The 21,219-nt window shown below is 64.5% G+C and carries 23 protein-coding genes and 1 other RNA gene; 12 read left to right on the top strand and 12 right to left on the bottom strand.

Annotated elements, in window-relative coordinates; genetic code table 11:
* The 9 genes from ACU8YE_RS13785 (at position 1) to ACU8YE_RS13745 (ending at position 8,848) form a co-directional block, all read left to right on the top strand.
* Positions 1–1,284 carry an NAD(P)/FAD-dependent oxidoreductase gene (locus tag ACU8YE_RS13785; protein WP_446928939.1) on the top strand — a complete coding sequence of 428 codons (1,284 nt, stop codon included), beginning with the start codon at positions 1–3 and terminating at the stop codon, positions 1,282–1,284.
* A gap of 196 nt (positions 1,285–1,480) precedes the next feature.
* The gene (dusB, locus tag ACU8YE_RS13780) at positions 1,481–2,548 is read left to right on the top strand and encodes a tRNA dihydrouridine synthase DusB (protein WP_316658904.1); all 1,068 of its coding nucleotides are present in this window, start codon (positions 1,481–1,483) and stop codon (positions 2,546–2,548) included.
* Entirely contained in the window at positions 2,545–2,778 is a 234-nt protein-coding gene (locus tag ACU8YE_RS13775; RefSeq protein WP_004635563.1) for a Fis family transcriptional regulator, read from the top strand. The genes dusB and ACU8YE_RS13775 overlap by 4 nt, the downstream gene beginning before the upstream one ends.
* Before the next feature lie 96 nt (positions 2,779–2,874).
* The gene (gene purH / locus ACU8YE_RS13770) at positions 2,875–4,449 is read left to right on the top strand and encodes a bifunctional phosphoribosylaminoimidazolecarboxamide formyltransferase/IMP cyclohydrolase (RefSeq protein WP_232041963.1); all 1,575 of its coding nucleotides are present in this window, start codon (positions 2,875–2,877) and stop codon (positions 4,447–4,449) included.
* An 83-nt stretch (positions 4,450–4,532) separates the two neighbouring features.
* Positions 4,533–5,078: a crossover junction endodeoxyribonuclease RuvC gene (ruvC, locus tag ACU8YE_RS13765; RefSeq protein ID WP_004635567.1), complete on the top strand. Its 546-nt coding sequence runs from the start codon at positions 4,533–4,535 to the stop codon at positions 5,076–5,078.
* Between the two features lie 78 nt (positions 5,079–5,156).
* Positions 5,157–6,293, top strand: a complete 1,137-nt coding sequence (locus tag ACU8YE_RS13760) for a glycerophosphodiester phosphodiesterase (RefSeq protein WP_446928938.1) — start codon at positions 5,157–5,159, stop codon at positions 6,291–6,293.
* A gap of 99 nt (positions 6,294–6,392) precedes the next feature.
* Positions 6,393–6,974, top strand: coding sequence for a Holliday junction branch migration protein RuvA (gene ruvA, locus ACU8YE_RS13755; RefSeq protein ID WP_316888564.1), 582 nt, complete (start codon positions 6,393–6,395; stop codon positions 6,972–6,974).
* A gap of 64 nt (positions 6,975–7,038) precedes the next feature.
* Positions 7,039–8,112: a Holliday junction branch migration DNA helicase RuvB gene (gene ruvB, locus ACU8YE_RS13750; protein ID WP_232041961.1), complete on the top strand. Its 1,074-nt coding sequence runs from the start codon at positions 7,039–7,041 to the stop codon at positions 8,110–8,112.
* Between the two features lie 19 nt (positions 8,113–8,131).
* Positions 8,132–8,848, top strand: coding sequence for a queuosine precursor transporter (locus ACU8YE_RS13745; RefSeq protein ID WP_232041960.1), 717 nt, complete (start codon positions 8,132–8,134; stop codon positions 8,846–8,848).
* On the opposite strand, the gene ACU8YE_RS13740 is transcribed toward ACU8YE_RS13745, so the two are convergent.
* The 3 genes from ACU8YE_RS13740 to tyrS are packed head-to-tail and all read right to left on the bottom strand — an operon-like array spanning position 8,845 to position 11,318.
* Complete coding sequence (locus ACU8YE_RS13740; RefSeq protein WP_322017739.1) at positions 8,845–9,525, bottom strand: histidine phosphatase family protein; 681 nt, start codon at positions 9,523–9,525, stop codon at positions 8,845–8,847. The genes ACU8YE_RS13745 and ACU8YE_RS13740 overlap by 4 nt on opposite strands.
* 18 nt (positions 9,526–9,543) lie before the next feature.
* Positions 9,544–10,056, bottom strand: a complete 513-nt coding sequence (gene dtd, locus ACU8YE_RS13735) for a D-aminoacyl-tRNA deacylase (RefSeq protein ID WP_343620033.1) — start codon at positions 10,054–10,056, stop codon at positions 9,544–9,546.
* Positions 10,053–11,318, bottom strand: coding sequence for a tyrosine--tRNA ligase (gene tyrS, locus ACU8YE_RS13730; RefSeq protein WP_232041957.1), 1,266 nt, complete (start codon positions 11,316–11,318; stop codon positions 10,053–10,055). Before tyrS ends, dtd begins: the two co-directional genes overlap by 4 nt.
* Before the next feature lie 174 nt (positions 11,319–11,492).
* Between tyrS and ACU8YE_RS13725 the strand changes: the two genes are divergently transcribed.
* A complete protein-coding gene (locus tag ACU8YE_RS13725; RefSeq protein WP_446928937.1) occupies positions 11,493–12,647 on the top strand; it encodes an anhydro-N-acetylmuramic acid kinase in 1,155 nt (384 codons plus the stop codon).
* Positions 12,648–12,713: 66 nt separating this feature from the next.
* Here ACU8YE_RS13725 and erpA read toward each other — a convergent pair whose 3' ends face one another.
* From erpA to rplM, 5 genes are all read right to left on the bottom strand, one after another.
* Entirely contained in the window at positions 12,714–13,088 is a 375-nt protein-coding gene (gene erpA / locus ACU8YE_RS13720) for an iron-sulfur cluster insertion protein ErpA (protein ID WP_004633183.1), read from the bottom strand.
* 126 nt (positions 13,089–13,214) lie between these two features.
* Positions 13,215–13,619 (bottom strand): bactofilin family protein, encoded by a 405-nt coding sequence (locus ACU8YE_RS13715; protein ID WP_012761179.1) that lies wholly within the window; start codon positions 13,617–13,619, stop codon positions 13,215–13,217.
* A gap of 43 nt (positions 13,620–13,662) precedes the next feature.
* Positions 13,663–14,418, bottom strand: a complete 756-nt coding sequence (locus tag ACU8YE_RS13710; protein WP_446928936.1) for a DUF6776 family protein — start codon at positions 14,416–14,418, stop codon at positions 13,663–13,665.
* 231 nt (positions 14,419–14,649) lie between these two features.
* The gene (rpsI, locus tag ACU8YE_RS13705) at positions 14,650–15,042 is read right to left on the bottom strand and encodes a 30S ribosomal protein S9 (protein ID WP_004633190.1); all 393 of its coding nucleotides are present in this window, start codon (positions 15,040–15,042) and stop codon (positions 14,650–14,652) included.
* A gap of 12 nt (positions 15,043–15,054) precedes the next feature.
* Positions 15,055–15,483, bottom strand: a complete 429-nt coding sequence (gene rplM / locus ACU8YE_RS13700; RefSeq protein ID WP_009239122.1) for a 50S ribosomal protein L13 — start codon at positions 15,481–15,483, stop codon at positions 15,055–15,057.
* 698 nt (positions 15,484–16,181) lie between these two features.
* Here rplM and ACU8YE_RS13695 point away from each other — a divergent pair.
* On the top strand, positions 16,182–16,628 hold the full coding sequence (locus tag ACU8YE_RS13695) for an OsmC family protein (RefSeq protein WP_232041954.1): 447 nt from the start codon (positions 16,182–16,184) through the stop codon (positions 16,626–16,628).
* A 1-nt stretch (position 16,629) separates the two neighbouring features.
* Here ACU8YE_RS13695 and rnpB read toward each other — a convergent pair.
* From rnpB to ACU8YE_RS13675, 4 genes are all read right to left on the bottom strand, one after another.
* Positions 16,630–16,971, bottom strand: an RNA gene (rnpB, locus tag ACU8YE_RS13690) — RNase P RNA component class A.
* 13 nt (positions 16,972–16,984) lie between these two features.
* The gene (locus ACU8YE_RS13685; protein ID WP_446928935.1) at positions 16,985–17,788 is read right to left on the bottom strand and encodes a DUF3025 domain-containing protein; all 804 of its coding nucleotides are present in this window, start codon (positions 17,786–17,788) and stop codon (positions 16,985–16,987) included.
* Position 17,789: 1 nt separating this feature from the next.
* Positions 17,790–18,824 (bottom strand): dihydroorotase, encoded by a 1,035-nt coding sequence (pyrC, locus tag ACU8YE_RS13680; RefSeq protein ID WP_004633200.1) that lies wholly within the window; start codon positions 18,822–18,824, stop codon positions 17,790–17,792.
* Positions 18,825–18,857: 33 nt separating this feature from the next.
* The gene (locus ACU8YE_RS13675) at positions 18,858–20,156 is read right to left on the bottom strand and encodes a glycerate kinase type-2 family protein (protein WP_446928934.1); all 1,299 of its coding nucleotides are present in this window, start codon (positions 20,154–20,156) and stop codon (positions 18,858–18,860) included.
* 158 nt (positions 20,157–20,314) lie between these two features.
* Here ACU8YE_RS13675 and ACU8YE_RS13670 point away from each other — a divergent pair, with 158 nt between their 5' ends.
* A complete protein-coding gene (locus tag ACU8YE_RS13670) occupies positions 20,315–21,145 on the top strand; it encodes a class II glutamine amidotransferase (RefSeq protein ID WP_024976643.1) in 831 nt (276 codons plus the stop codon).
* Positions 21,146–21,219: the final 74 nt, after the last annotated feature.

The following is a 21,219-nucleotide window of genomic DNA, read 5'->3' as shown; positions in this document are numbered from 1 at the left end:
ATGGCGTTTGCCGAGGTCAGCACTGCGGGCGATCGCCAGCAGATCACCGTGGTGGGCGCCGGCATTGTCGGCACGGCATGCGCGCTGCAGCTGCAGCGGGAGGGTCATCAGGTCACGCTGCTCGATCAGGCGGGCATTGGCGAAGGCTGCTCGTTCGGCAACGCCGGCTGCCTGAGCGTGGCGTCGGTCGTGCCGATGGCGCTGCCGGGCATGCTCAAGCAGGTGCCCAAATGGCTGGCCGATCCGATGGGTCCGCTGACGGTGCGTTGGCCCTATCTGCCGCGCGCCTTGCCCTGGCTGCTGCAATGGGTGCTCGCAGGCAACGAGGCGCAAGCCCGTGCGACGGCGCAGCCTCTGGCGAGCCTCTTCAGCGCGACCTTCCCCGGTTATCGCAACCTGCTCGACGCCGCGCAATACGACGGCCTGATCCGCCAGGCGGGCCACCTGTATGTGTGGCGCACGCTGGCACGTTCGTCGGGCGATGTGCTGGCGCAGTCCATTCGCGACGCCACCGGCGTGCGCTCGCAAGCCCTGAGCGCCGGTGAAGCGCGCGAACTGGAGCCTGCGCTGGCTGCCGACATCCAATCCGGTCTGCTGCTGCCGGACAACGGCTTCACGATCAACCCGGAACGGCTCGTCAAGACGCTGGCATCCAACTTCATAGCGGCCGGCGGCACCTTCCTGCGCCGGAAGGTCCTGGACGTGGAATTCGGCCGAAGCGACTTCGGCGGCCCGACGCGGCTGCACACCGATTGCGGCACGCTGCCCGTGTCGAAGCTTGTGCTGTGCGCAGGCGCATGGTCGATGCGGCTGGGGGCCAAGCTCACCAGCATCCGCATTCCGCTCGACACCGAACGCGGCTATCACGCCACGCTGCGCGCTCCCACCGTGCAGCCCTCGCGGCCGATCATGGATTGCGAGCGCAAGTTCATCGCCACGCCCATGGAAGGCGGCTTGCGCATTGCCGGCACCGTGGAGATCGGCGGGTTGGACGCGCCGCCTGACTATCGCCGCGCCCGCATTCTCATCCAGCAGGGCCAGCAGCTCTTTCCGGGCCTCAGATTCTCGGATGACAGCCAATGGATGGGCCATCGACCCTCCCTGCCCGACAGCCTGCCCGTGATCGACCGCTCTGAGCGCCACCGCAACGTGTTTTTCGCGTTCGGGCACGGCCATCTGGGCATGACGGGCGCGCCAGGCACCGCCCAACTCATCGCCGATCTGGTCAGCGAGCGCAAACCCTTCATCGACGCCCACGCCTACGGCCTGCAACGGTTCCGCTAGCGCCAGCCACGGCAAGCACCCGGCCGCCGACCGCACTGCCGCATAGTTTGTGCACAACATTTAGGCAATCCGGCGGTTTGGCGGTAAAATCTCGTCCTCGCATTTTTTCACTCCCGTCGCTCCGCCCGATCGTCGTTCGACTCTGGGCGGAAGGGGTGATTTTTCGTTTCTTTCAGCCGCGTCTTCCTCGCCAGCCTTGCAGATCGGACCCCATACCCTTCGCAACAACCTGTTCGTCGCGCCCATGGCGGGTGTGACGGACCGCCCGTTCCGCCAGCTCTGCAAACGGCTGGGCGCGGGCTATGCGGTGTCGGAAATGGTCGCGTCCAACGCGCAGTTGTGGAAAAGCGAGAAGACGATGCGGCGCGCCAACCACACGGGCGAGGTCGAGCCGATTGCCGTGCAGATCGCCGGCGCCGAGCCGATGATGATGGCCGAAGCCGCGCGCTACAACGTCGATCGCGGCGCGCAGATCATCGACATCAACATGGGCTGCCCGGCCAAGAAGGTGTGCAACGTGGCCGCCGGCTCTGCACTGCTGCAGAACGAGCCGCTGGTCCAGCGCATTGTCGAGGCGGTGGTGGGTGCAGTGGGCGATCGCGTGCCGGTGACGCTGAAAATCCGCACCGGGTGGGACCGCGAACACCGCAACGCATTGAGCGTGGCGCGCATTGCACAGGACGCCGGCATCAGCATGCTGACCGTGCACGGCCGCACGCGCGCCGATCTGTATCACGGTGAAGCGGAATACGACACCATCGCCGCGGTCAAGGCGTCGGTACGCATTCCGGTGGTGGCCAACGGCGATATCACCACGCCGGCCAAGGCCAAGCACGTGCTGGCCGTGACGGGCGCCGACGCCATCATGATCGGCCGCGCAGCGCAGGGGCGCCCGTGGTTGTTCCGCGAGATTTCCCACTTCCTGCAAACCGGCACGCTGCTGCCCGCACCGGAAGTCGAAGAGATTCGCGGCATCATGAATGCGCATCTGGAAGAGCACTACGCGTTCTATGGCGAATACACCGGCGTGCGCACCGCACGCAAGCACATCGCCTGGTACACGCGCGGGTTGGCGGGGGCCAACCTGTTCCGCCACCGCATGAACACCATCGAAGACACCGCGGCCCAACTGGCGGCCGTCAACGCGTTCTTCGACGAGCAGCGTGCGCTGTCCGACCGTCTGGTCTACGAAGACCAGACCACCGGTGGCGGCCACCCCACGACGGGCAACAACGACAACAACAAGGAACTGCTTGCCGCATGAGCCGCAACCCGATCGAACGTTGCATCCGCGACAGCCTGGATGCGTATTACCGCGACCTGGACGGCGAGAACCCGTCCAACGTCTACGACATGGTGCTGCAGGCCATTGAACGGCCGCTGCTGGAAACCGTGATGGAATGGGCTTCCAACAACCAGTCGCAGGCGGCCGACTACCTCGGCATCAACCGCAACACGCTGCGCAAGAAGTTGCAGCAGCACGGCCTAATCTGAGGTCGCAGGCCGGCCTTTGAACCGATTTCCTTTCTGACGGCGCCTCCTGCCAGTTTGGCAAACCCAGCGCCACACCCGCCCACCGGCGTTTCCACCATGATCCAGCAAGCCCTGCTTTCCGTTTCCGACAAGACCGGCATCGTCGACTTTGCCCGTGCCCTGCACGAGCGCGGCGTCAAGCTCCTCTCCACCGGCGGCACCGCCAAGCTGCTCGCCGAGTCCGGCCTGCCCGTGACGGAAGTGGCGGACTACACCGGCTTTCCGGAAATGCTCGACGGCCGCGTGAAGACGCTGCACCCGAAGGTGCACGGCGGCATCCTGGCCCGCCGCGACCTGCCCGAACACATGGCCGCGCTGTCCGAACACAGCATCCCGACCATCGACCTGCTGGTGGTGAACCTGTACCCGTTCCAGCAAACGGTGGCCAAGGACGAATGCTCGCTGGCCGACGCCATCGAGAACATCGACATCGGCGGCCCGACCATGCTGCGCTCGGCCGCGAAGAACCATCGTGACGTGACGGTCATCGTTGACCCGGCCGACTACGCCACCGTGCTGGCCGAAATGCAGGCCAACAACAACACGGTTGGCTACGAGACCAACTTCATGCTGGCCAAGAAGGTGTTCGCGCACACCGCGCAGTACGACGGTGCGATCACGAATTACCTGACGAGCCTTGGCGCCGATAAGTCGCACAGCACGCGCAGCGCCTATCCGCAAACGCTGAACCTGGCCTTCGACAAGGTGCAGGAAATGCGCTACGGCGAGAACCCGCACCAGTCCGCCGCGTTCTACCGCGACCTGAAGGTCGTGGACGGCGCGCTCGCCAACTACACGCAACTGCAGGGCAAGGAGCTGTCGTACAACAACATCGCCGACGCCGATGCCGCATGGGAATGCGTGAAGTCGTTCGACCCGGCCAAGGGCGCGGCGTGCGTGATCATCAAACACGCCAACCCGTGCGGCGTGGCCATCGGCGGTACCGCGCAGGAAGCGTATGAGAAGGCCTTCAAGACCGACTCGACCTCGGCCTTCGGGGGCATCATCGCCTTCAACGTGCCGCTGGATGAAGCGGCTGCGCAGGTGGTGGCCAAGCAGTTCGTGGAAGTGCTGATCGCCCCGGGCTTCTCGGAAGGCGCGCGTGCGGTGTTTGCTGCCAAGCAAAACGTGCGTGTGCTGGAGATTCCGCTGGGCAAGGGCGTGAACGCGTACGACTTCAAGCGCGTTGGCGGCGGCCTGCTGGTGCAGAGCCCGGATGCCAAGAACGTGCAACCGAGCGAACTGCGCGTGGTGACCAAGCGCCACCCGACCCCGAAGGAGATGGACGACCTGATGTTTGCCTGGCGCGTCGCCAAGTTCGTCAAGTCGAACGCCATCGTGTTCTGCGGCGGCGGCATGACGCTGGGCGTGGGCGCCGGCCAGATGAGCCGTGTGGACTCGGCCCGCATCGCGAGCATCAAGGCGCAGAACGCCGGCCTGACGCTGGCAGGTTCGGCTGTGGCATCGGATGCGTTCTTCCCGTTCCGCGATGGCCTGGACGTGGTGGTCGACGCTGGCGCCTCGTGCGTGATCCAGCCGGGCGGCTCGGTGCGCGACGATGAAGTCATCGCTGCCGCCGACGAGCGCAACGTGGCAATGATCTTCACGGGCACGCGCCACTTCCGCCACTAAACGGCACGGTCGTTCGACCGATCAGCGGGGCAAGGCGTAGACTGGCGCCTGCCCCGTTTTTCTTTTCTGCTCCGCTCCATTTCATGCGCATCCTCGGCATCGATCCCGGCCTTCGCACCACGGGTTTCGGCGTGCTCGAACGGCACGGCCACAAGCTCGTCTACGTGGCCTCGGGCACGATCAAGAGCAACGGCAATGCCGACCTGCCCAGCCGCCTGAAGACGCTGTACGACGGCGTCTCTGAACTGGTGAGCACCTACCGGCCGGACTGCGCTTCCATCGAAAAGGTGTTCGTCAACGTCAACCCGCAATCGACGCTGCTGTTGGGCCAGGCGCGCGGCGCGGTGATCTGCGGCCTGATGAGCGGCAACCTGCCGGTGTTCGAATACACCGCGCTGCAACTGAAGCAGGCCGTGGTTGGCTACGGCCGCGCCAATAAGGATCAGGTGCAGGAAATGGTCGTGCGCCTGCTCAACCTCGAAGGCAAACCCGGTGCCGATGCATCCGACGCGCTGGGCGTGGCCATCTGTCATGCGCACGGCGGCGAGACACTGGCCGCCATGGCCGGGCTGGCGCCGCAGCTTGCGCAAAAGGGCTTGCGCGTGCGGCGCGGGCGCCTCGTCGGCTGACAGGATTCTTAAGGACGACGGGTAGCTGCGCGCATACACGGCGACTACCATGCGGGTATCCGTCTTCAGGAGCCTCCGATGCTGCGCCGTCTCATCCTGCTGAGCCCGTTCGTCTTGAGCGCCTCCCTGGCCTTGTCGGCCTGCCGGCTGGAATACAATCACGGCGGCGGCGGGGGCAACACCACGCCCATCGCCACCGTCCAGGTGATCGGCCATCGCGGTGCGCCGGCACTGCGGCCCGAGCACACGCTGGCCTCATACCAGAAGGCCATCGACGATGGCGCCGACATCATCGAGCCCGATCTCGTCTCCACCAAGGACGGCGTGCTGGTTGCGCGCCACGAGAACGAAATCTCCGGCACGACCAACGTGGCCGACGTGGCAGCGTTTGCCGGCCGCAAGACCACCAAGACGATCGACGGCCAGAGTGTCACCGGCTGGTTCACCGAAGACTTCACGCTGGGGGAACTGAAAACGCTGCGCGCACGCGAGCGCATCCCGAGCATCCGCCCCGACAACGTCGCCTACAACGACCAGTTCGACATCCCCACGCTCGACGAGATCATCGTGCTGGCGCGGGACCAATCCGCCAGGCTCGGCCGCAACATCGGCATCTATCCGGAAACGAAACACCCGACGTATTTCCAGTCGATCGGCCTGCCGCTGGAAGACAGGTTGATCGACGGCCTGCGCCGCGACGCCTTTACGGCCAGCCGCACCACGGTCTACATCCAGTCGTTCGAAGTCGCCAACCTCAAGGCGATTCGCAACAAGATCGGCAGCAGCCAACCCAACTGGAAGCTCGTGCAACTGATGGGCACATCCAGCCGGCAGCCCTACGATTTTGTGGTCGCCAAAGACAGCCGCACCTTCGGCGACATGATGACCAGCCAAGGCATGCGCGACATCGCCGCGTATGCCAATGGTGTCGGCCCTGACAAGAGCAGCATCATGGGCCTGGATGCCAACGGCCGACTCACTGACCCGACCGACCTGATCCGCAACGCGCACGACGCCGGGCTGATCGTCCACCCGTACACATTCCGCCCCGAGAACACCTTCTTGCCGCCGTCGCTGCGCAGCGGTGCTGACAACACGCGCAACGTCAACGGCTCGATTACGGAAATCCAGGCGTTCCTGCGTGCGGGCGTCGACGGCTTCTTCACCGATGACCCGGCTGCCGGGCGGCAAGCCGTGTCGACCTTCCAGCGTTAGTTTTCGCGCATCAATCCGTAGCGAGCGGCCGACCCCGGATCGGGTCTCGCAGAAGGTTTGGGCTACACTGCGTCCCGTTTTGGACGAGGAACCCCACCCATGATCGGACGCATCGCCGGGACGCTGATCGAAAAGAACCCGCCGCACCTGCTGGTCGATTGCCACGGCGTCGGCTACGAGATCGACGTGCCGATGAGCACGTTCTACAACCTCCCCGCCACCGGCGAAAAGGTCGTGCTGCTCACGCAGCAGATCGTGCGAGAGGACGCGCACCTGCTCTACGGTTTCGGCACCGCCGCCGAGCGCGAAACCTTTCGCCAGCTCATCAAGATTTCCGGCATCGGCGCGCGCATCGCGCTGGCGGTGCTGTCGGGCATGTCGGTGGCCGAACTCGCGCAGGCCGTCACGCTTCAGGAAGCCGGGCGGCTGACGCGCATCCCGGGCATTGGCAAGAAGACGGCCGAGCGCCTGCTGCTCGAACTCAAGGGCAAGCTGGGCGCCGATCTGGGTGCGGTGGCCGGCGGCCCTGCCGTCTCAGACGACGCGGTCGACGTGCTCAACGCCTTGCTGGCGCTGGGGTATTCCGACAAGGAAGCGGCGCTCGCCATCAAGCAGGTGCCGGCCGGTACGGGCGTCTCCGAAGGCATCAAGCTGGCGCTCAAGGCGCTCTCCAAGGGCTGACGCCCGAGGCGCGGCGAAACGGTAGAATGGCCTGCTCGCGCCGCCCCGGCGCCGTCTGCCCGTCATGATCGAAACCGACAAGCTCGCCGCCAAGGCTGTTTCTGCTGAGCGCATCATCTCAGCCTCCCCCGCCTCCCCCAACGAGGAGGCGTTCGAGCGCGCGCTGCGCCCCAAGCTGCTAGACGAATATGTCGGCCAAGAAAAGGTGCGCGGCCAGCTCGACATCTTCATGACCGCGGCCAAGAACCGCAGCGAAGCGCTGGACCACGTGCTGTTGTTCGGGCCGCCGGGCTTGGGCAAGACGACGCTGGCGCACATCATTGCGCGCGAGATGGGCGTCAACCTGCGCCAGACCTCCGGCCCCGTGCTGGAGCGCCCGGGCGACCTGGCCGCACTGCTCACGAACCTCGAAGCCAACGACGTCCTCTTCATCGACGAGATCCATCGGCTCTCGCCCGTGGTAGAGGAAATCCTGTACCCGGCGCTGGAGGACTACCAGATCGACATCATGATCGGTGAGGGCCCGGCGGCGCGCTCGGTCAAGCTGGATCTGCAGCCGTTCACGCTCGTGGGCGCCACCACGCGCGCCGGCATGCTGACCAACCCGCTGCGCGACCGCTTCGGCATCGTCGCCCGGCTTGAGTTTTATACGCCTGCCGAACTGGCGAAGATCGTCACGCGTTCATCGGGCCTGCTGAACGCTCATATCGTCGACGAAGGTGCGCTGGAAATTGCCAAGCGCTCGCGCGGCACGCCGCGTATCGCCAACCGCCTGCTGCGCCGCGTGCGGGACTATGCGGAGGTCAAGGCCGACGGCATCATCACCCGCGAAGTGGCCGATGCGGCCCTCGCCATGCTTGACGTGGACGCGGTTGGCTTCGACCTGATGGACCGCAAGCTGCTCGAAGCCATTCTGCACAAGTTCAACGGTGGCCCGGTCGGCATCGACAACCTGGCGGCCGCCATCGGCGAGGAGCGCGACACGATCGAGGACGTGCTTGAGCCCTACCTGATCCAGCAGGGCTACCTGCAACGCACGCCGCGCGGGCGCGTGGCCACCGCATCGGCGTACCAGCATTTCGGGCTGGGCGCCCCCAAGAGCGGCCCAGTTCGTGAACTCTGGGACGACAACGAATAAACCTCCGCCCGCCCCCGACATGTCCGCCGCCCCGCACCACCCAAACCGCACGTTCCGCTACTACGACTTCGTCATGGCAGCCTTTGTCACGGTGCTGCTGTGCTCGAACCTGATCGGCGCGGCCAAGGCGGCGCAGGTCACACTGCCGATCGTCGGGCCGGTGACGTTTGGCGCCGGCGTGCTGTTCTTCCCGATCTCGTACATCTTTGGCGACATCCTTACCGAGGTGTACGGCTACGGGCGCGACCGGCGCGTGGTGTGGGCGGGCTTTGGCGCGCTGATCTTCGCGTCGTTCATGTCGCTGGTCGTGCTGGCGCTACCGGTAGCGCCCTTCATGGCGGACTACCAGAAGAGCCTGAACGACGTGTTCGGCAACACGCCCCGCATCGTCGCGGGGTCGCTCATCGCGTTCTGGTGCGGCAGCTTTGCCAACAGCTATACGCTGGCGAAGATGAAGATCGCTACCGAGGGAAAATGGCTGTGGACCCGGCTCATTGGGTCTACGGTGGTGGGCGAGGCAGTGGATTCTTCGCTGTTCTACGTCATCGCCTTCTACGGGATCTGGCCCCACCAGCAGGTGCTTCGCGTGGCCATCGCGCAATACATCCTCAAGACCGGCTGGGAGGTCGTGGCGACGCCCCTCACGTACCGGGTCGTCGCCTTCCTCAAACGCGTCGAGCACGAAGACTACTACGACCGCGACACCGACTTCACGCCGTTCCGGCTGAAGGTTTAAGGAACGCGGCGGTCCACCTCGTCGAGCACCAGCAAATCCAGGTGCGCGACATCCCCCCATTGCAGCACGGTCAGTTGATGACCATCGGATGAAAGCCGGTTGATGCTCGCGTTGCGCAGCTCATGCTGGCGCGGCTCGGTGAGCGTCATGGCGTTGGCGTGGCGGTACAGGCAATCGAGCACGCCGCCGTGGCTAACCAGCGCGATGCGCTCGCCGGGGTGACGACGGATCAAGCGAAGCGCTGTCTCGACCGCACGTTCGTGGAATTCAGTCAGCGTCTCGCCGCCAGGCGGGGCGAACTCGGGCACGCGGTTTTGCCAGGCATCAAAGTCGGCTGGATGCTGCGCGGCGACTTCAGCGTAGGTCAGACCTTCGAACTGGCCGTAGCAGCGCTCGCGCAAACCGGCGTCGTCGCGCACGGTCACACCCACTTCATCTGCCAGGGCCTGCGCCGTCTGCTTGGCCCGCGACAGATCGCTCGCATACACCGCATCGAACCGCTCGCGCGCCAACGCCTTGCCGAGCTGCGCCGCTTGCTCCAGCCCTTGCGTGTTCAGCGGCACGTCGAGCTGGCCTTGCAGGCGGCGTTCGCGGTTCCAGTCGGTCTCGCCGTGGCGGATGAGCACGATGTGGGTGATCTGCGGCATCGGCAGAGGAATGGCGGCGGCGCGTGGCATCACAGGTTCCCGAACGAATCAGACAGATTTGGCCGCTTCCGGCGCGGCCGCTTTTGCGGCGGACGGAGCGACTTGCGGCGCCACCTGCAGCCAGAATGTGACCGGACCATCGTTGACGAGCGACACCTTCATGTCTGCGCCAAACTCGCCGGTGGCCACGATGGGATGCTGCGCACGGGCGCGCGCCACGAAGTGTTCGTACAGGCGGCGGCCATCTTCCGGAGCGGCAGCGGGCGTAAAGCTCGGACGCGTGCCGGACTTGGTATCGGCTGCCAGCGTGAACTGCGAAACCACCAGCAAGCCGCCTGCCTGCCCGTTGCCGTCGATGTTGCGCACGGGCAGGTTCATCTTGCCCTGCGCGTCGGAGAACACGCGATAGTTCAGCAGCTTCTCCAGCAGGCGGTCGGCCTCGGCGGCGGTGTCCCCGCGTTCGGCACAGACCAGCGCGAGCAACCCCGGGCCGATCTCGCCGACAACGCGGCCATCCACACGGACCGCCGCTTCAGACACCCGCTGAATCAGCCCAATCACTTCAGCACCACGCGCGCAAAGCGACGCTTGCCGACCTGCATCACGAAGGTGCCGGCTTCCACCTTCAGGCCCTTGTCGCTGACGACGGCGCCGTCGATCTTCACGCCGCCCTGCTCGATATTGCGGTTGGCGTCCGACGTGGACGGGCAGAGACCAGCCTGCTTGAGCAGTTGCGCAATGCCCAGCGGCGCGCCTGCCAGCTCGATCTGCGGAATATCGTCCGGCACGCCGCCGCGTGCGCGGTGGTTGAAGTCTTCCAGCGCGCGCTCGGCATCGGCCTGGCTATGGAAGCGGGCAACGATCTCCTGGGCCAGCAGCACTTTGCAATCGCGCGGGTTGCGGCCCAGCGCGATCTCCGCCTTCATCATGTCGATCTCGGCCAGCGGGCGGAACGACAGCAGCGTGTAGTACGTCCACATCAGGTCGTCGGAGATGCTCATCAGCTTGCCGAACATCTCGTTCGGCGCCTCGCTGATACCGACGTAGTTGCCCTTGGACTTGGACATCTTCTCGACGCCGTCCAGGCCGACCAGCAGCGGCATCGTCAAGATGCACTGCGGCTCCTGGCCGTATTCCTTCTGCAGTTCGCGGCCGACCAGCAAGTTGAACTTCTGGTCGGTGCCGCCCAACTCCAAGTCGGACTTGAGCGCGACCGAGTCGTAGCCCTGCATCAGCGGGTAAAGGAATTCGTGCACCGAAATCGGCACACCCGCCTTGTAGCGCTTGGTGAAATCGTCGCGTTCCATCATGCGGGCGACGGTGTACTTGGCGGCAAGCTGGATGATGCCGCGCGCGCCCAGCGGGTCGCACCATTCGCTGTTGTAGCGAATTTCCGTCTTGCTCGGATCCAGCACCATGCTGGCCTGACGGTAGTACGTCTGCGCGTTGGCCTCGATCTGCTCGCGCGTGAGCGGCGGGCGCGTGGCGTTGCGGCCGGACGGATCACCGATCGTCGACGTGAAATCGCCAATCAGGAAAATCACCTGATGCCCCAAATCCTGCAACTGGCGCATCTTGTTGAGCACCACGGTGTGGCCGATGTGGATATCGGGCGCCGTCGGGTCCAGGCCCAGCTTGATGCGCAGCGGCACGCCGGTGGCGGCGCTCTTGGCCAGCTTCTGCTCCCACTCGGCAGCGATCAGCAATTCGTCGCAGCCGCGCAGCGACACTTCCATCGCGTGCGCCACCTCCGGGGTCACCGGGTACTTGGGTTTGGCCGGCGTGGTGTTGTCGGAAACGGCGGAAGTGTCAGATGCAGTCATGGCAAAAAGAGAGGTCACCGCGCCGCACATGGAAAACGGCGCGAACGGATCAACAATCAGGGGAAACGGGGCGTGCACGATGGCCGACATCAATTGAAGTGCCGGCCGCGCAATCCCTGGATTTTACCGTGATGTGTCCGTTTGGCCCGCCATTGCGCTGGTAAGCTGTCGCGCATGAGCCATCCCAACCACACCGCACTTCCCAGCAACCGCTACATCGGCTTGATGTCGGGCACCAGCCTGGACGGCGTCGACGGCGTGCTGGCGGACTTTTCCGGCGAACACCCAGCCGTCCTCGCCGACGCCTACGTGCCTTTCTCGCCCGAGCTGCGCCAGCGCTTTCTGGACCTGCAACATGCAGGCCACGACGAGATCCATCGCGAAGCATTGGCCGCCAACGCACTGGCCATGGTCTACGCCGAATGCGTCGCCCGGCTGCTTGCCGGTACGGGTCTGGCCGCGCACGACGTACAGGCCATCGGCGCCCATGGGCAGACGATTCGTCATCAGCCCGGCGCGCATGATGGCACCGGCTATACGCGCCAGAGCCAGCACCCTGCGGTGCTGGCTGAACGCACCGGCATCGACGTCGTTGCCGATTTCCGCAGCCGCGACATCGCCGCCGGCGGGCAAGGCGCGCCGCTTGTCCCTGCGCTGCATCGCGCGCTATTCGGCCTGCCCGACGCGTGGCGCGTGGTATGCAACATCGGGGGCATCGCGAACCTCACCGTCTTGCCGCCGCAGGGTTCGGACGCGCGCGACGCCGTACTCGGCTTCGACTGCGGCCCCGGCAACGCGCTGATGGACTACTGGGTTCACACGCACCGCGATACCCGCTACGACGCCGACGGCGCCTGGGCCCGCACCGGACGCATCGACGAAACGCTCCTCGCGCGTCTGAAGGCCGAGCCGTTCTTCTCAGCCCCGCCGCCCAAGAGCACCGGCCGCGACCTGTTCAACCCGGCGTGGCTGCAGCAAACCCTCGGCGATGCGCTGAACATTGTTCGCCCTGAAGATGTTCAAGCGACGCTACTCGCCCTCACGGCCGACACCATCACCGATGCCGTGTGTGCCCATGCTCCGCGGGCTGCGTCACTGCTGGTCTGCGGTGGTGGCGCCCGCAATGGCGCGCTCATGGCACGTATCGCGCAGCGATTGCCGGGCGTGCGAGTCGCGCCGACCGATGCGTTCGGTGTGCCCGCGCATCAGGTGGAGGCATTGGCCTTTGCGTGGCTCGCGCGACAGTGCGTGCTCCGCGCCCACGGCAACCTGCACACGGCGACCGGCGCATCGGGCGGTCGCATCCTCGGCGCAATCTACCCGGCCTGAGCGCCCTGTCTGCAGGCAACAAAAAAGCGCACCGAAGTGCGCTTTTTCCTTTACAGCGATGTGGCGTCAGACCGAGAACGACGAGCCGCAACCACATGTGGTCGAAGCATTCGGGTTCTTGATGACGAACTGCGCGCCGTTGATGTCTTCCTTGTAGTCGATCTCGGCGCCCACCAGGTATTGGTAGCTCATCGAGTCGATCAAGAGCGACACGCCATTCTTGGTCATGGTCGTATCGTCCTCGTTGGTCTCTTCGTCAAAGGTGAAGCCGTACTGGAAGCCCGAGCACCCGCCGCCTTGCACGAACACGCGCAGCTTCAACTCCGGGTTGCCTTCTTCTTCAATCAGTTGCTTGACCTTGTCCGCAGCGCTGTCCGTAAAGACCAGCGGAGCCGGAACCTCGTTCACATCGGGCGTGGCTGCCTGCGCGACTGCGTTCATGAAAATCTCCTGTGGGAACGTCTGAAACTTGCTTGTATTTTAAGCGCAAGCTGCAAATCGTGCCGAAGCCTTGCGTTTCAAGTGGGCATTGTGCGGTACGCCAGCAACGGCCAGCGGGCGATGTGATCAATCCTGATTGGACGCCAGCTTCAGATTGGGCAGCAACTTCACATCGCCGGGTGCCGCGTGCGTCAACGTGCCCATGACTACCGCGCCTTGGTGCATCTCCAGCGCCGCATATTGCACGTTGCCTTCGATGCGTGCCTTCGGCTGCAGCTCCAGCAGCTCCGCCACATGCACGGGGCCGACCACTGTGCCGTTCAGGATCAGATGGCCGACGTGCACTTCGCCCTCGACACGAGCGCTGTCAGTAATGACCAACATACTGGGCTTGTCAGGATCGCCATAGATGTTGCCCTTGATTTCGCCGTCGATTCGCAGACCGCCCGAGAAGCGCAGATCCCCCTCCAGCTTGGTACGGGCCCCCAGTAGCGTTTCGATCGCCAGCCCTTTCTTTTTGCCAAACAGCATCGTCGACTCCTCTGTGTACGGATCCTCGACAGGACAATGCCTGTCAGATGGAAAAACTCTGGCTCGCTTTGATCTTGCCGTTCTGCAGCACTTTCACCATCACCGATTGCACCGTGGTGCCAGGGGGCACATCCACCCAGCCCTCGAGGCGCTGGTAGTGCGTGAGCTTGACGCGGGCGCTGGTGGCGGGCGATCCGCTGGCCACCGTGCCCGGGAAATCGATCGTAGCAGCTTTGCCGCCCTGCACGACGTTCAGCGTGAGCGCCAATTGCCCCTCGAATTCGGAGACCGGCGCGAACGCCATACCTCCGCCCTGCATCAGCAGAACCCGGAAGCGCATGCGCGTCGGCTGTGCCTCGTCCGGCGCGATGCGGAAGCTGCGCACGTAGATACCGGCGGAATTGGTGGGCGCCGGCAATAGGCTGTCAAAGAAAGCCAGATCCTCCTTCAACTGCGCGTTTTCGGTTTCCAGCGCCTTGAGTTGCTCCGCCATTTGCGCCTGAGCACCTTCGGCGATCCCCAGACGTGCGTCCACGGTGCCGGCGGATGCAGAAAGCTTGTCTCGTTCGGCTTGCACGGCAGCCAGCTTGGCGGTCAGCTCGCGGTTCATTGCACGCAAATCAGCATCGTGCGGACCGGTCAGGCGGCGCCCTTCTTCGAACGCCCACAGCGCCGCCGCGGCCGCAAGCCCAAGTACCACCGCAATCAACAACACCGTTACAGGCCAAGGCAAGCGCGAACGTACCGTGACGTTCGGCGCGAGCACGGAAGCGCGACGCAACAAGCGACGCGCCTTCATGCGCACGTCTCCTGACCCGCCTTGCAGATCAGAATCGGATTAGGAGAAACAGCGGATTGCATCATACGGGCCGAACGCTAACGAAATGTGAATTGTAGTCCCGTGGACATGTCGGAGCTGTTGCAAAGGGTAAGCAAGGCGCCGCAAAGATCACACCGTTTGGTTCGAATCCTCAAAAACAAAAAACCACACCCGAGGGTGTGGTTTTTTGCTGAAGCAGCAGGAAGCGGATTAACGCTTCGAGAACTGCTTGGCGCGGCGGGCCTTGCGCAGACCAACCTTCTTACGCTCGACTTCGCGTGCATCGCGCGTCACCAGACCGGCCTTCGACAGGGCGGGCTTGAGCGTTGCATCGTAGTCGATCAGGGCACGGGTGATGCCGTGGCGCACCGCACCGGCTTGGCCGGTTTCCCCGCCGCCGACCACGTTCACCTTGATGTCGAACGTAGCTGCGTGGTTGGTCAGTTCCAGCGGCTGACGCACGATCATCAGCGAGGTTTCACGAGCGAAGTACTCGTTGATGGCCTTGCCGTTGACAATGATGTCGCCCTTGCCGGACTTGATGAAGACACGTGCCACAGCGCTCTTGCGGCGGCCGGTGCCATAGTTCCAGTTTCCGATCATGGATTAGGCCCCTTAGATTTCCAGCGCTTTCGGCTGCTGAGCTTCGTGCGGATGCGAGCCTTCGGCGTAAACCTTCAGCTTCTTGATCATCGCGTAGCCCAGCGGACCCTTCGGCAGCATGCCCTTCACAGCCTTCTCCAGGGCGCGGCCCGGGAAACGCTGCTGCATCTTGCCAAACGTCGTTTCGTAGATACCGCCCGGGTAACCCGAGTGGCGATAGTACTTCTTGTCGGTCGTCTTGGCGCCCGTCACGCGCAGCTTGGCTGCGTTGATGACGATGATGAAATCGCCGGTATCGACGTGCGGAGTGAATTCGGGCTTGTGCTTGCCGCGCAGTCGGTGTGCCACTTCGCTGGCGACACGCCCGAGGACCTTGTCCGTCGCGTCAATCACGTACCAATCGCGCTTCACCTCATGGGGCTTTGCGGAAAAGGTCTTCATGATTTTTCCAAATATTGAGTCAGTGCCCGAGTGGACCCGTATCGCGCTGAGAACTTACGTTCAGACTGCTCACGAACGGATCGTCTTGCGGACGCCTGCGCAACCTCATGCGAGGTCATCGCCGGCCCGCCTTCCCGCTTGTTGGTGCGGGCTCTCTGAATTTCTTTTCCGCGGGCAATCCGGAAAAGATTTCGATTGTACCGTGCACGGTCTCCTTGACACAAGGAAAAGGTGCGCGCAAATCCTGAAGGCAAAAAAAACCCAAGCCACTGAGCTTGGGTTTGAATCCACCAAAGGAGGAGGGTGGAGGAGACACCTGCTGATCGTTGACTTGGTGGGTTGCACCGCATCAGCCGATCCAATGGTGCAAATTATACCCATTTCTGGGGCACGCGCAAGGGAATTTGCACTACGAAATCGCATTTCGTAATGCGGAATGCGAATTTCATCGGCGACATGTCAAAATTTCCTTTCAAAATCAATATCTTGCGAAAATTTCAGATCTTCCGATCTGGTGCGCACTAGAGATATCCCTCGAATTCTGGCGCGATTTGGGTGCACAGAAGACGGGTTGCACCTTTTTGCGCAGGTATCACTGTCAAGCCGCGTTCACCCTAGGCTGGCAACGCATGCGCGGGCCGATGGCTACAATGTGGCTTTTCGTCGGCGCTGGCCGACCCTCTGCACAAGGATTGGACATGGATTGCACAGTGAGCTGGACCGGCCCGGATGGCATGGCCTTTTTGGCGGAAACCGGCAGCGGCCATCTCGTCACGATGGATGGTGCGCCCGACGGGGGCGGCCGCAACCTCGCACCGCGCCCGATGGAAATGGTCCTGCTGGGCACCGGCGGCTGCACCGCCTATGACGTCGTGCTGATCCTCAAGCGAGGCCGGCAGGACGTGCAAGGCTGCAGCGTCAAGCTGCATGCCGATCGCGCCGAGACCGACCCGAAGGTCTTCACGCGCATCCACTTCACCTTCACGGTGACGGGGCGAAACCTGAAGCGGGAAACGGTGGAACGCGCCGTGCAGCTTTCGCACGAGAAGTACTGCTCAGCGTCGATCATGCTGGCCAAGACGGCCGAGATCACGCACTCATTGGAACTGGTGGACCTGGCCAGCCAGCCGACGGCATCGGAATAAGAAGCGAAGCGGACCGATAAGCCGGATTCTGTGCACCGCGTGGCCGAAGCCAGCGGCGTGACAACCATTCCTCTAGACCGGCCGTTGCCAGCCGGCTCAAGCTCCCTACCCGCAGACTCAGCGAGCCGCTTCATCGCCTGCTTACTTGGGATTGCTCCGGGTGGAGGTTACCGCGTTTCACCCTTCGCCCTGGCCGAAGCCTGGGGCGAAGACTCGTCTCTGTGGCCCTATTCCGCACGTCACCGTGGATGGTCGTTAGCCATCACCCTGCTCTATGGAGTCCGGACTTTCCTCCCCTTCCGTCGCACGAGGCGGCGAAAGCAGCGGTTGTCTGGTCCGCTTCGCGAGGCGCGAGTCTAGCACTGTTCAGGTACGAAGCGCCGCCGGCCTGGCCGAAAGACCGTCGTATCCAGATAGAAGCCGGCGTCGACATTGGCATCGCACCAGCCCGGAATCCCCATGACGGGCAACGGGCGGAAATGGCGGGGCGCGAGATCGGCGTGCAGCAGCGTCTCGGCCAGCGCTGCGTCGAGTGACGGGCGATCTGCCGGCAACGCAGCCACGTGCAGCGGCCACGCATGTGCGGTGATCGACTTGTACGGCGCGACCAGCTTTTCCAGCAGCGCATGACCGAACAGCAGAACGGCGCAGGTGGCGCCCCATGCTGCCCTGCCCTCCACGAACAAGCCGCGCCAATCGAAGCCGGTCAGGCTTCGCTCCGGTGCGTCTTCGGTGTGCAGGAAGATCAGGGCGTTTTCGTCGAGCAACGTGGCGGCATCGCGGACGGCGCCGCGTGCCGCGCCAATCCCATCCTGCGCAATCGCCCGCGCCTGGCGTGCGTTGAGTGCCGCCTTGGCACGCGGCCAATGCAGCCAGATCAGCGCGTTGAAGAAATCGTGGAGGTTGTCCCGCGTCGGCACCCCGCCGGTGGCGGCGATGTGTGCTTCGTAAGCGGTGTCGGCCGGCAAGGCATCTTGCGGGACGAAGCGCAGGGCATGGCCTCCAGCGGTGCGGATTACCTGCGCGGCCGAATGTGCGTTCAGTGCGTCTCGAAGATCGGCGCCTTCCTCAATCGCGCGTGCAATTGGGACGCCGACCGCCGCGAGCGGTGCGAACGCCGGATGGCTCCAGTCGATCGCACGTAGGCAGTCAATCGCCAAGTCAGACAGACTTCCAGCGCAGCATCTCGCCGCCGCGCAACGGCACCAGCGTCTGCTCACCGAACGGGACTTCGGCGGGAAGCTGCCACTGCGAGCGGGTGAGCGTGAGCGTACCGGCGTTGCGTGGCAGGCCATAGAAGTCCGGCCCATGGAGGCTTGCGAAGCCTTCGAGCTTGTCGAGTGCGTTGGCGTCTTCAAAGGCCTCGGCGTACAGCTCCATGGCGTGCAGCGCGGTGTAGCAGCCGGCGCAACCGCAGGCGTGTTCCTTTACACCCTTGGCATGCGGCGCGCTGTCGGTACCGAGGAAGAAGCGGGGGTGGCCCGAGGTGGCCGCGGCCACCAGTGCCAGACGGTGTGTTTCGCGCTTGAGCACCGGCAGGCAGTAGTAATGCGGGCGGATGCCGCCGACAAACAGTGCATTGCGGTTGTACAGCAGATGGTGCGCGGTGATGGTCGCGCCAACCGGGCCCTCCGCATCGCGCACGTATTCGGCCGCGTGCTTGGTGGTGATGTGCTCGAACACGACCTTCAGCGCGGGGAAATCGCGGCGCAACGGCAGCATCACCGTGTCGATGAAGACCGCCTCGCGATCGAAGATGTCGACGGTCGGGTCGGTCACCTCGCCGTGCACGAGCAACGGCATGCCGACTTCCTGCATGGCTTCGAGCGTCTTGGCGCAGCGGCGCAGGTCCGTCACGCCGGCATCGCTGTTGGTGGTCGCGCCAGCCGGATACAGCTTCACGCCGTGGATGAAACCGCTGGCGCGGGCTTCCCGGATCACCTCGGGCGAGGTGTTGTCGGTCAGATACAGCGTCATCAGCGGCTCGAACTGCGTGCCTGCGGGCAACGCGGCGAGAATGCGCTCGCGGTAGGCGCGCGCCTGCGCAGTCGTGGTCACGGGCGGCTTGAGGTTCGGCATGATGATCGCCCGGCCGAACTGGCGCGCGGTGTCGCCCACCACATCGGCGAGGGCATCGCCATCGCGCAGGTGCAGGTGCCAGTCATCGGGGCGGACGATCGTAAGAGTATCGGTCATGGTGCGTGCGGAAGCGGTCAGCAAAAACGTGAATCAGAGAATGAGGATGACGCGGTAGTCGTTGACGTTGGTGCGCGTCGGGCCGGTGACAATCAGGTCATCGGCGGCGGCAAAGAAACCGTAGGCGTCATGTGCGTCGAGCGCGGCGCGGGCGGCGACGCCCTTGGCGGCCGCGCGGGCGATGGAGTCGGGGTCGAGCAGCGCCCCCGCATTGTCCTCCGATCCGTCGATGCCGTCTGTATCGGCGGCGAGGGCATAGACGTCGCCCATGTCTTCGAGCGTGACGCCGAGCGAGAGCAGGAACTCCGCGCAGCGCCCGCCGCGACCGCCCCTCAAGCCCGGCGGAATCGTCACCGTGCATTCGCCGCCGGAGATGAGTGCTACCGGCGCCGCAAACGGCGTGCCGTGCTGGCGCACCTGGCGCGCCAGCGCCCCGTATACCTGGGCGACCTCGCGAGCCTCGCCGGTCACCGTGTCGCCAAGGATGGCCGTGTGGATACCGCGCGCCGCAAACACCTGCGCGCCGGCCTGGAGGCTCTGTTGCGCGGTGGCGATGACGTGATTGGTCACGCGTGCAAAGCAGGCGTCGCCGGGCTTGGGCGTTTCGGCAATCTCGCCGCGTGCTCCACGTTGAAGGTGCGCGCGCACGGTATCGGGCATCTGTGCGCCCCACCGCTTGATGATGGCAAGCGCATCGGCGTAGGTGCTTGCATCCGGCACGGTCGGGCCGCTGGCAATGGCGCTCGGATCGTCGCCCGCCACGTCGGAGACGATCAGCGTCGTGACCGGCGCCCGGGATGCAGCGGCTAGCCGCCCGCCCTGAATACGCGACAGGTGCTTGCGCACGATGTTCATGTCGGTGATCGGCGCGCCGCAGCGCAGAAGTTCGCGTGTCACGGCCTTCAGATCGGCCATCGGGATGCCTTCGGCGGGCAGGGACAGCAGGCTGGAGCCGCCGCCGGAGACCAGCACGATCAGGCGGTCGTTCTTGGTAAGCGCGCAGACGCGATCCAGGATTTCCTGCGCCGCCTGCTCGCCGGCTTCGTCCGGCACCGGGTGCCCGGCTTCGATGACGCGGATGTGCTCGGTCGGCAGCCCATGCGCATAGCGCGTGACGACCACGCCTTCGATCTGTGCGCGGCCGGCATAGGCCTGCTCGACAGCCAGCGCCATCGAGGCAGCCGCCTTGCCGGCGCCAACCACCAGCGTCTTGCCGCCGACATGCGGTGGCGGGAGGAAGTTTGCGACGATCTTGAGCGGATCGGCCGCGCCCACGGCGGCGGCGTAGCTCTCCAGCAGGAGGGCGCGGGCGGCGGTGCGGTCGAGCTTCATGGGAATGGCTTCCGGTTAAGGCAGTCGGGTGCGGGTGGGTTGCGGCATGTGCGCAACGCCCGGCAGCCAGGCGCGGCGCCGTGAAGACGAAGGCGCTTGGCACCCCCGGCGGCCGGCAGGATAATGGCTATTTTATTGCATCCGACTTTTCCCCCACCATGTGCCAGCTGCTGGGCATGAACTGCGCCGAACCGACCGATGTGACGTTCTCGTTCACCGGGTTCGCCGCGCGCGGTGGCGTGACCGACCACCATGCCGACGGCTTCGGCGTCGCCTTCTTCGAAGACAAAGCCTGCCGCCTGTTCATCGACAACCAGTCGGCCGGCACCTCGCCGGTGGCGGAACTGGTCAAGCGCTATCCGATCAAGTCCAAGAACGTCATCTCGCACATCCGCAAGGCGACGCAGGGCACGGTGCGACTGGAAAACTGCCACCCCTTCATGCGTGAGCTGTGGGGCCGGCACTGGATCTTCGCCCACAACGGCGATTTGAAGAACTTCTCGCCGTTCCTCTCGGGTGTCTATCAGCCCGTGGGGGATACCGACAGCGAACTGGCCTTCTGCTTCATCATGCAGGCACTGCGCAAGCGCTTTCCGGGTTCACAGCCGCCGCTCAACGAACTGTTCTACGCGCTGTCTGACATCACCAAGGAAATCACCCGCTACGGCGTGTTCAATTTCCTGCTGTGCAACGGGCAGGCGCAGTTTGCGCATTGCTCGACGCGGCTGTATTACATCGTGCGGCAGTGGCCGTTCTCGACGGCGCACTTGATCGACGCCGACATGACGATCGACTTCGCCAAATACACGACACCTGCCGACCGCGTGGCCGTCATCGCGACCGCGCCGCTCACCGACAACGAAGTCTGGACGCAATTCGTGCCGGGCGAGCTGCTGATGTTCGAATCAGGCCAGGCCACGATGGCGACCAAGGTGCCGATTCCAGAAGCCGTGCAGATCGCCAACGCAGCCAACACCGCCTGCACCTGACATCGCAGTGCCCGTAAAAAAGCCGCTCCGAGTGGGCTACACCCGGAGCGGCTTTTTGTTGCCGGGAACCGTCG

Source organism: Ralstonia sp. VS2407 (assembly GCF_052950655.1).
Note: the sequence above shows the minus strand (reverse complement) of the source record. Positions and strands in the feature narration are given on the sequence as shown.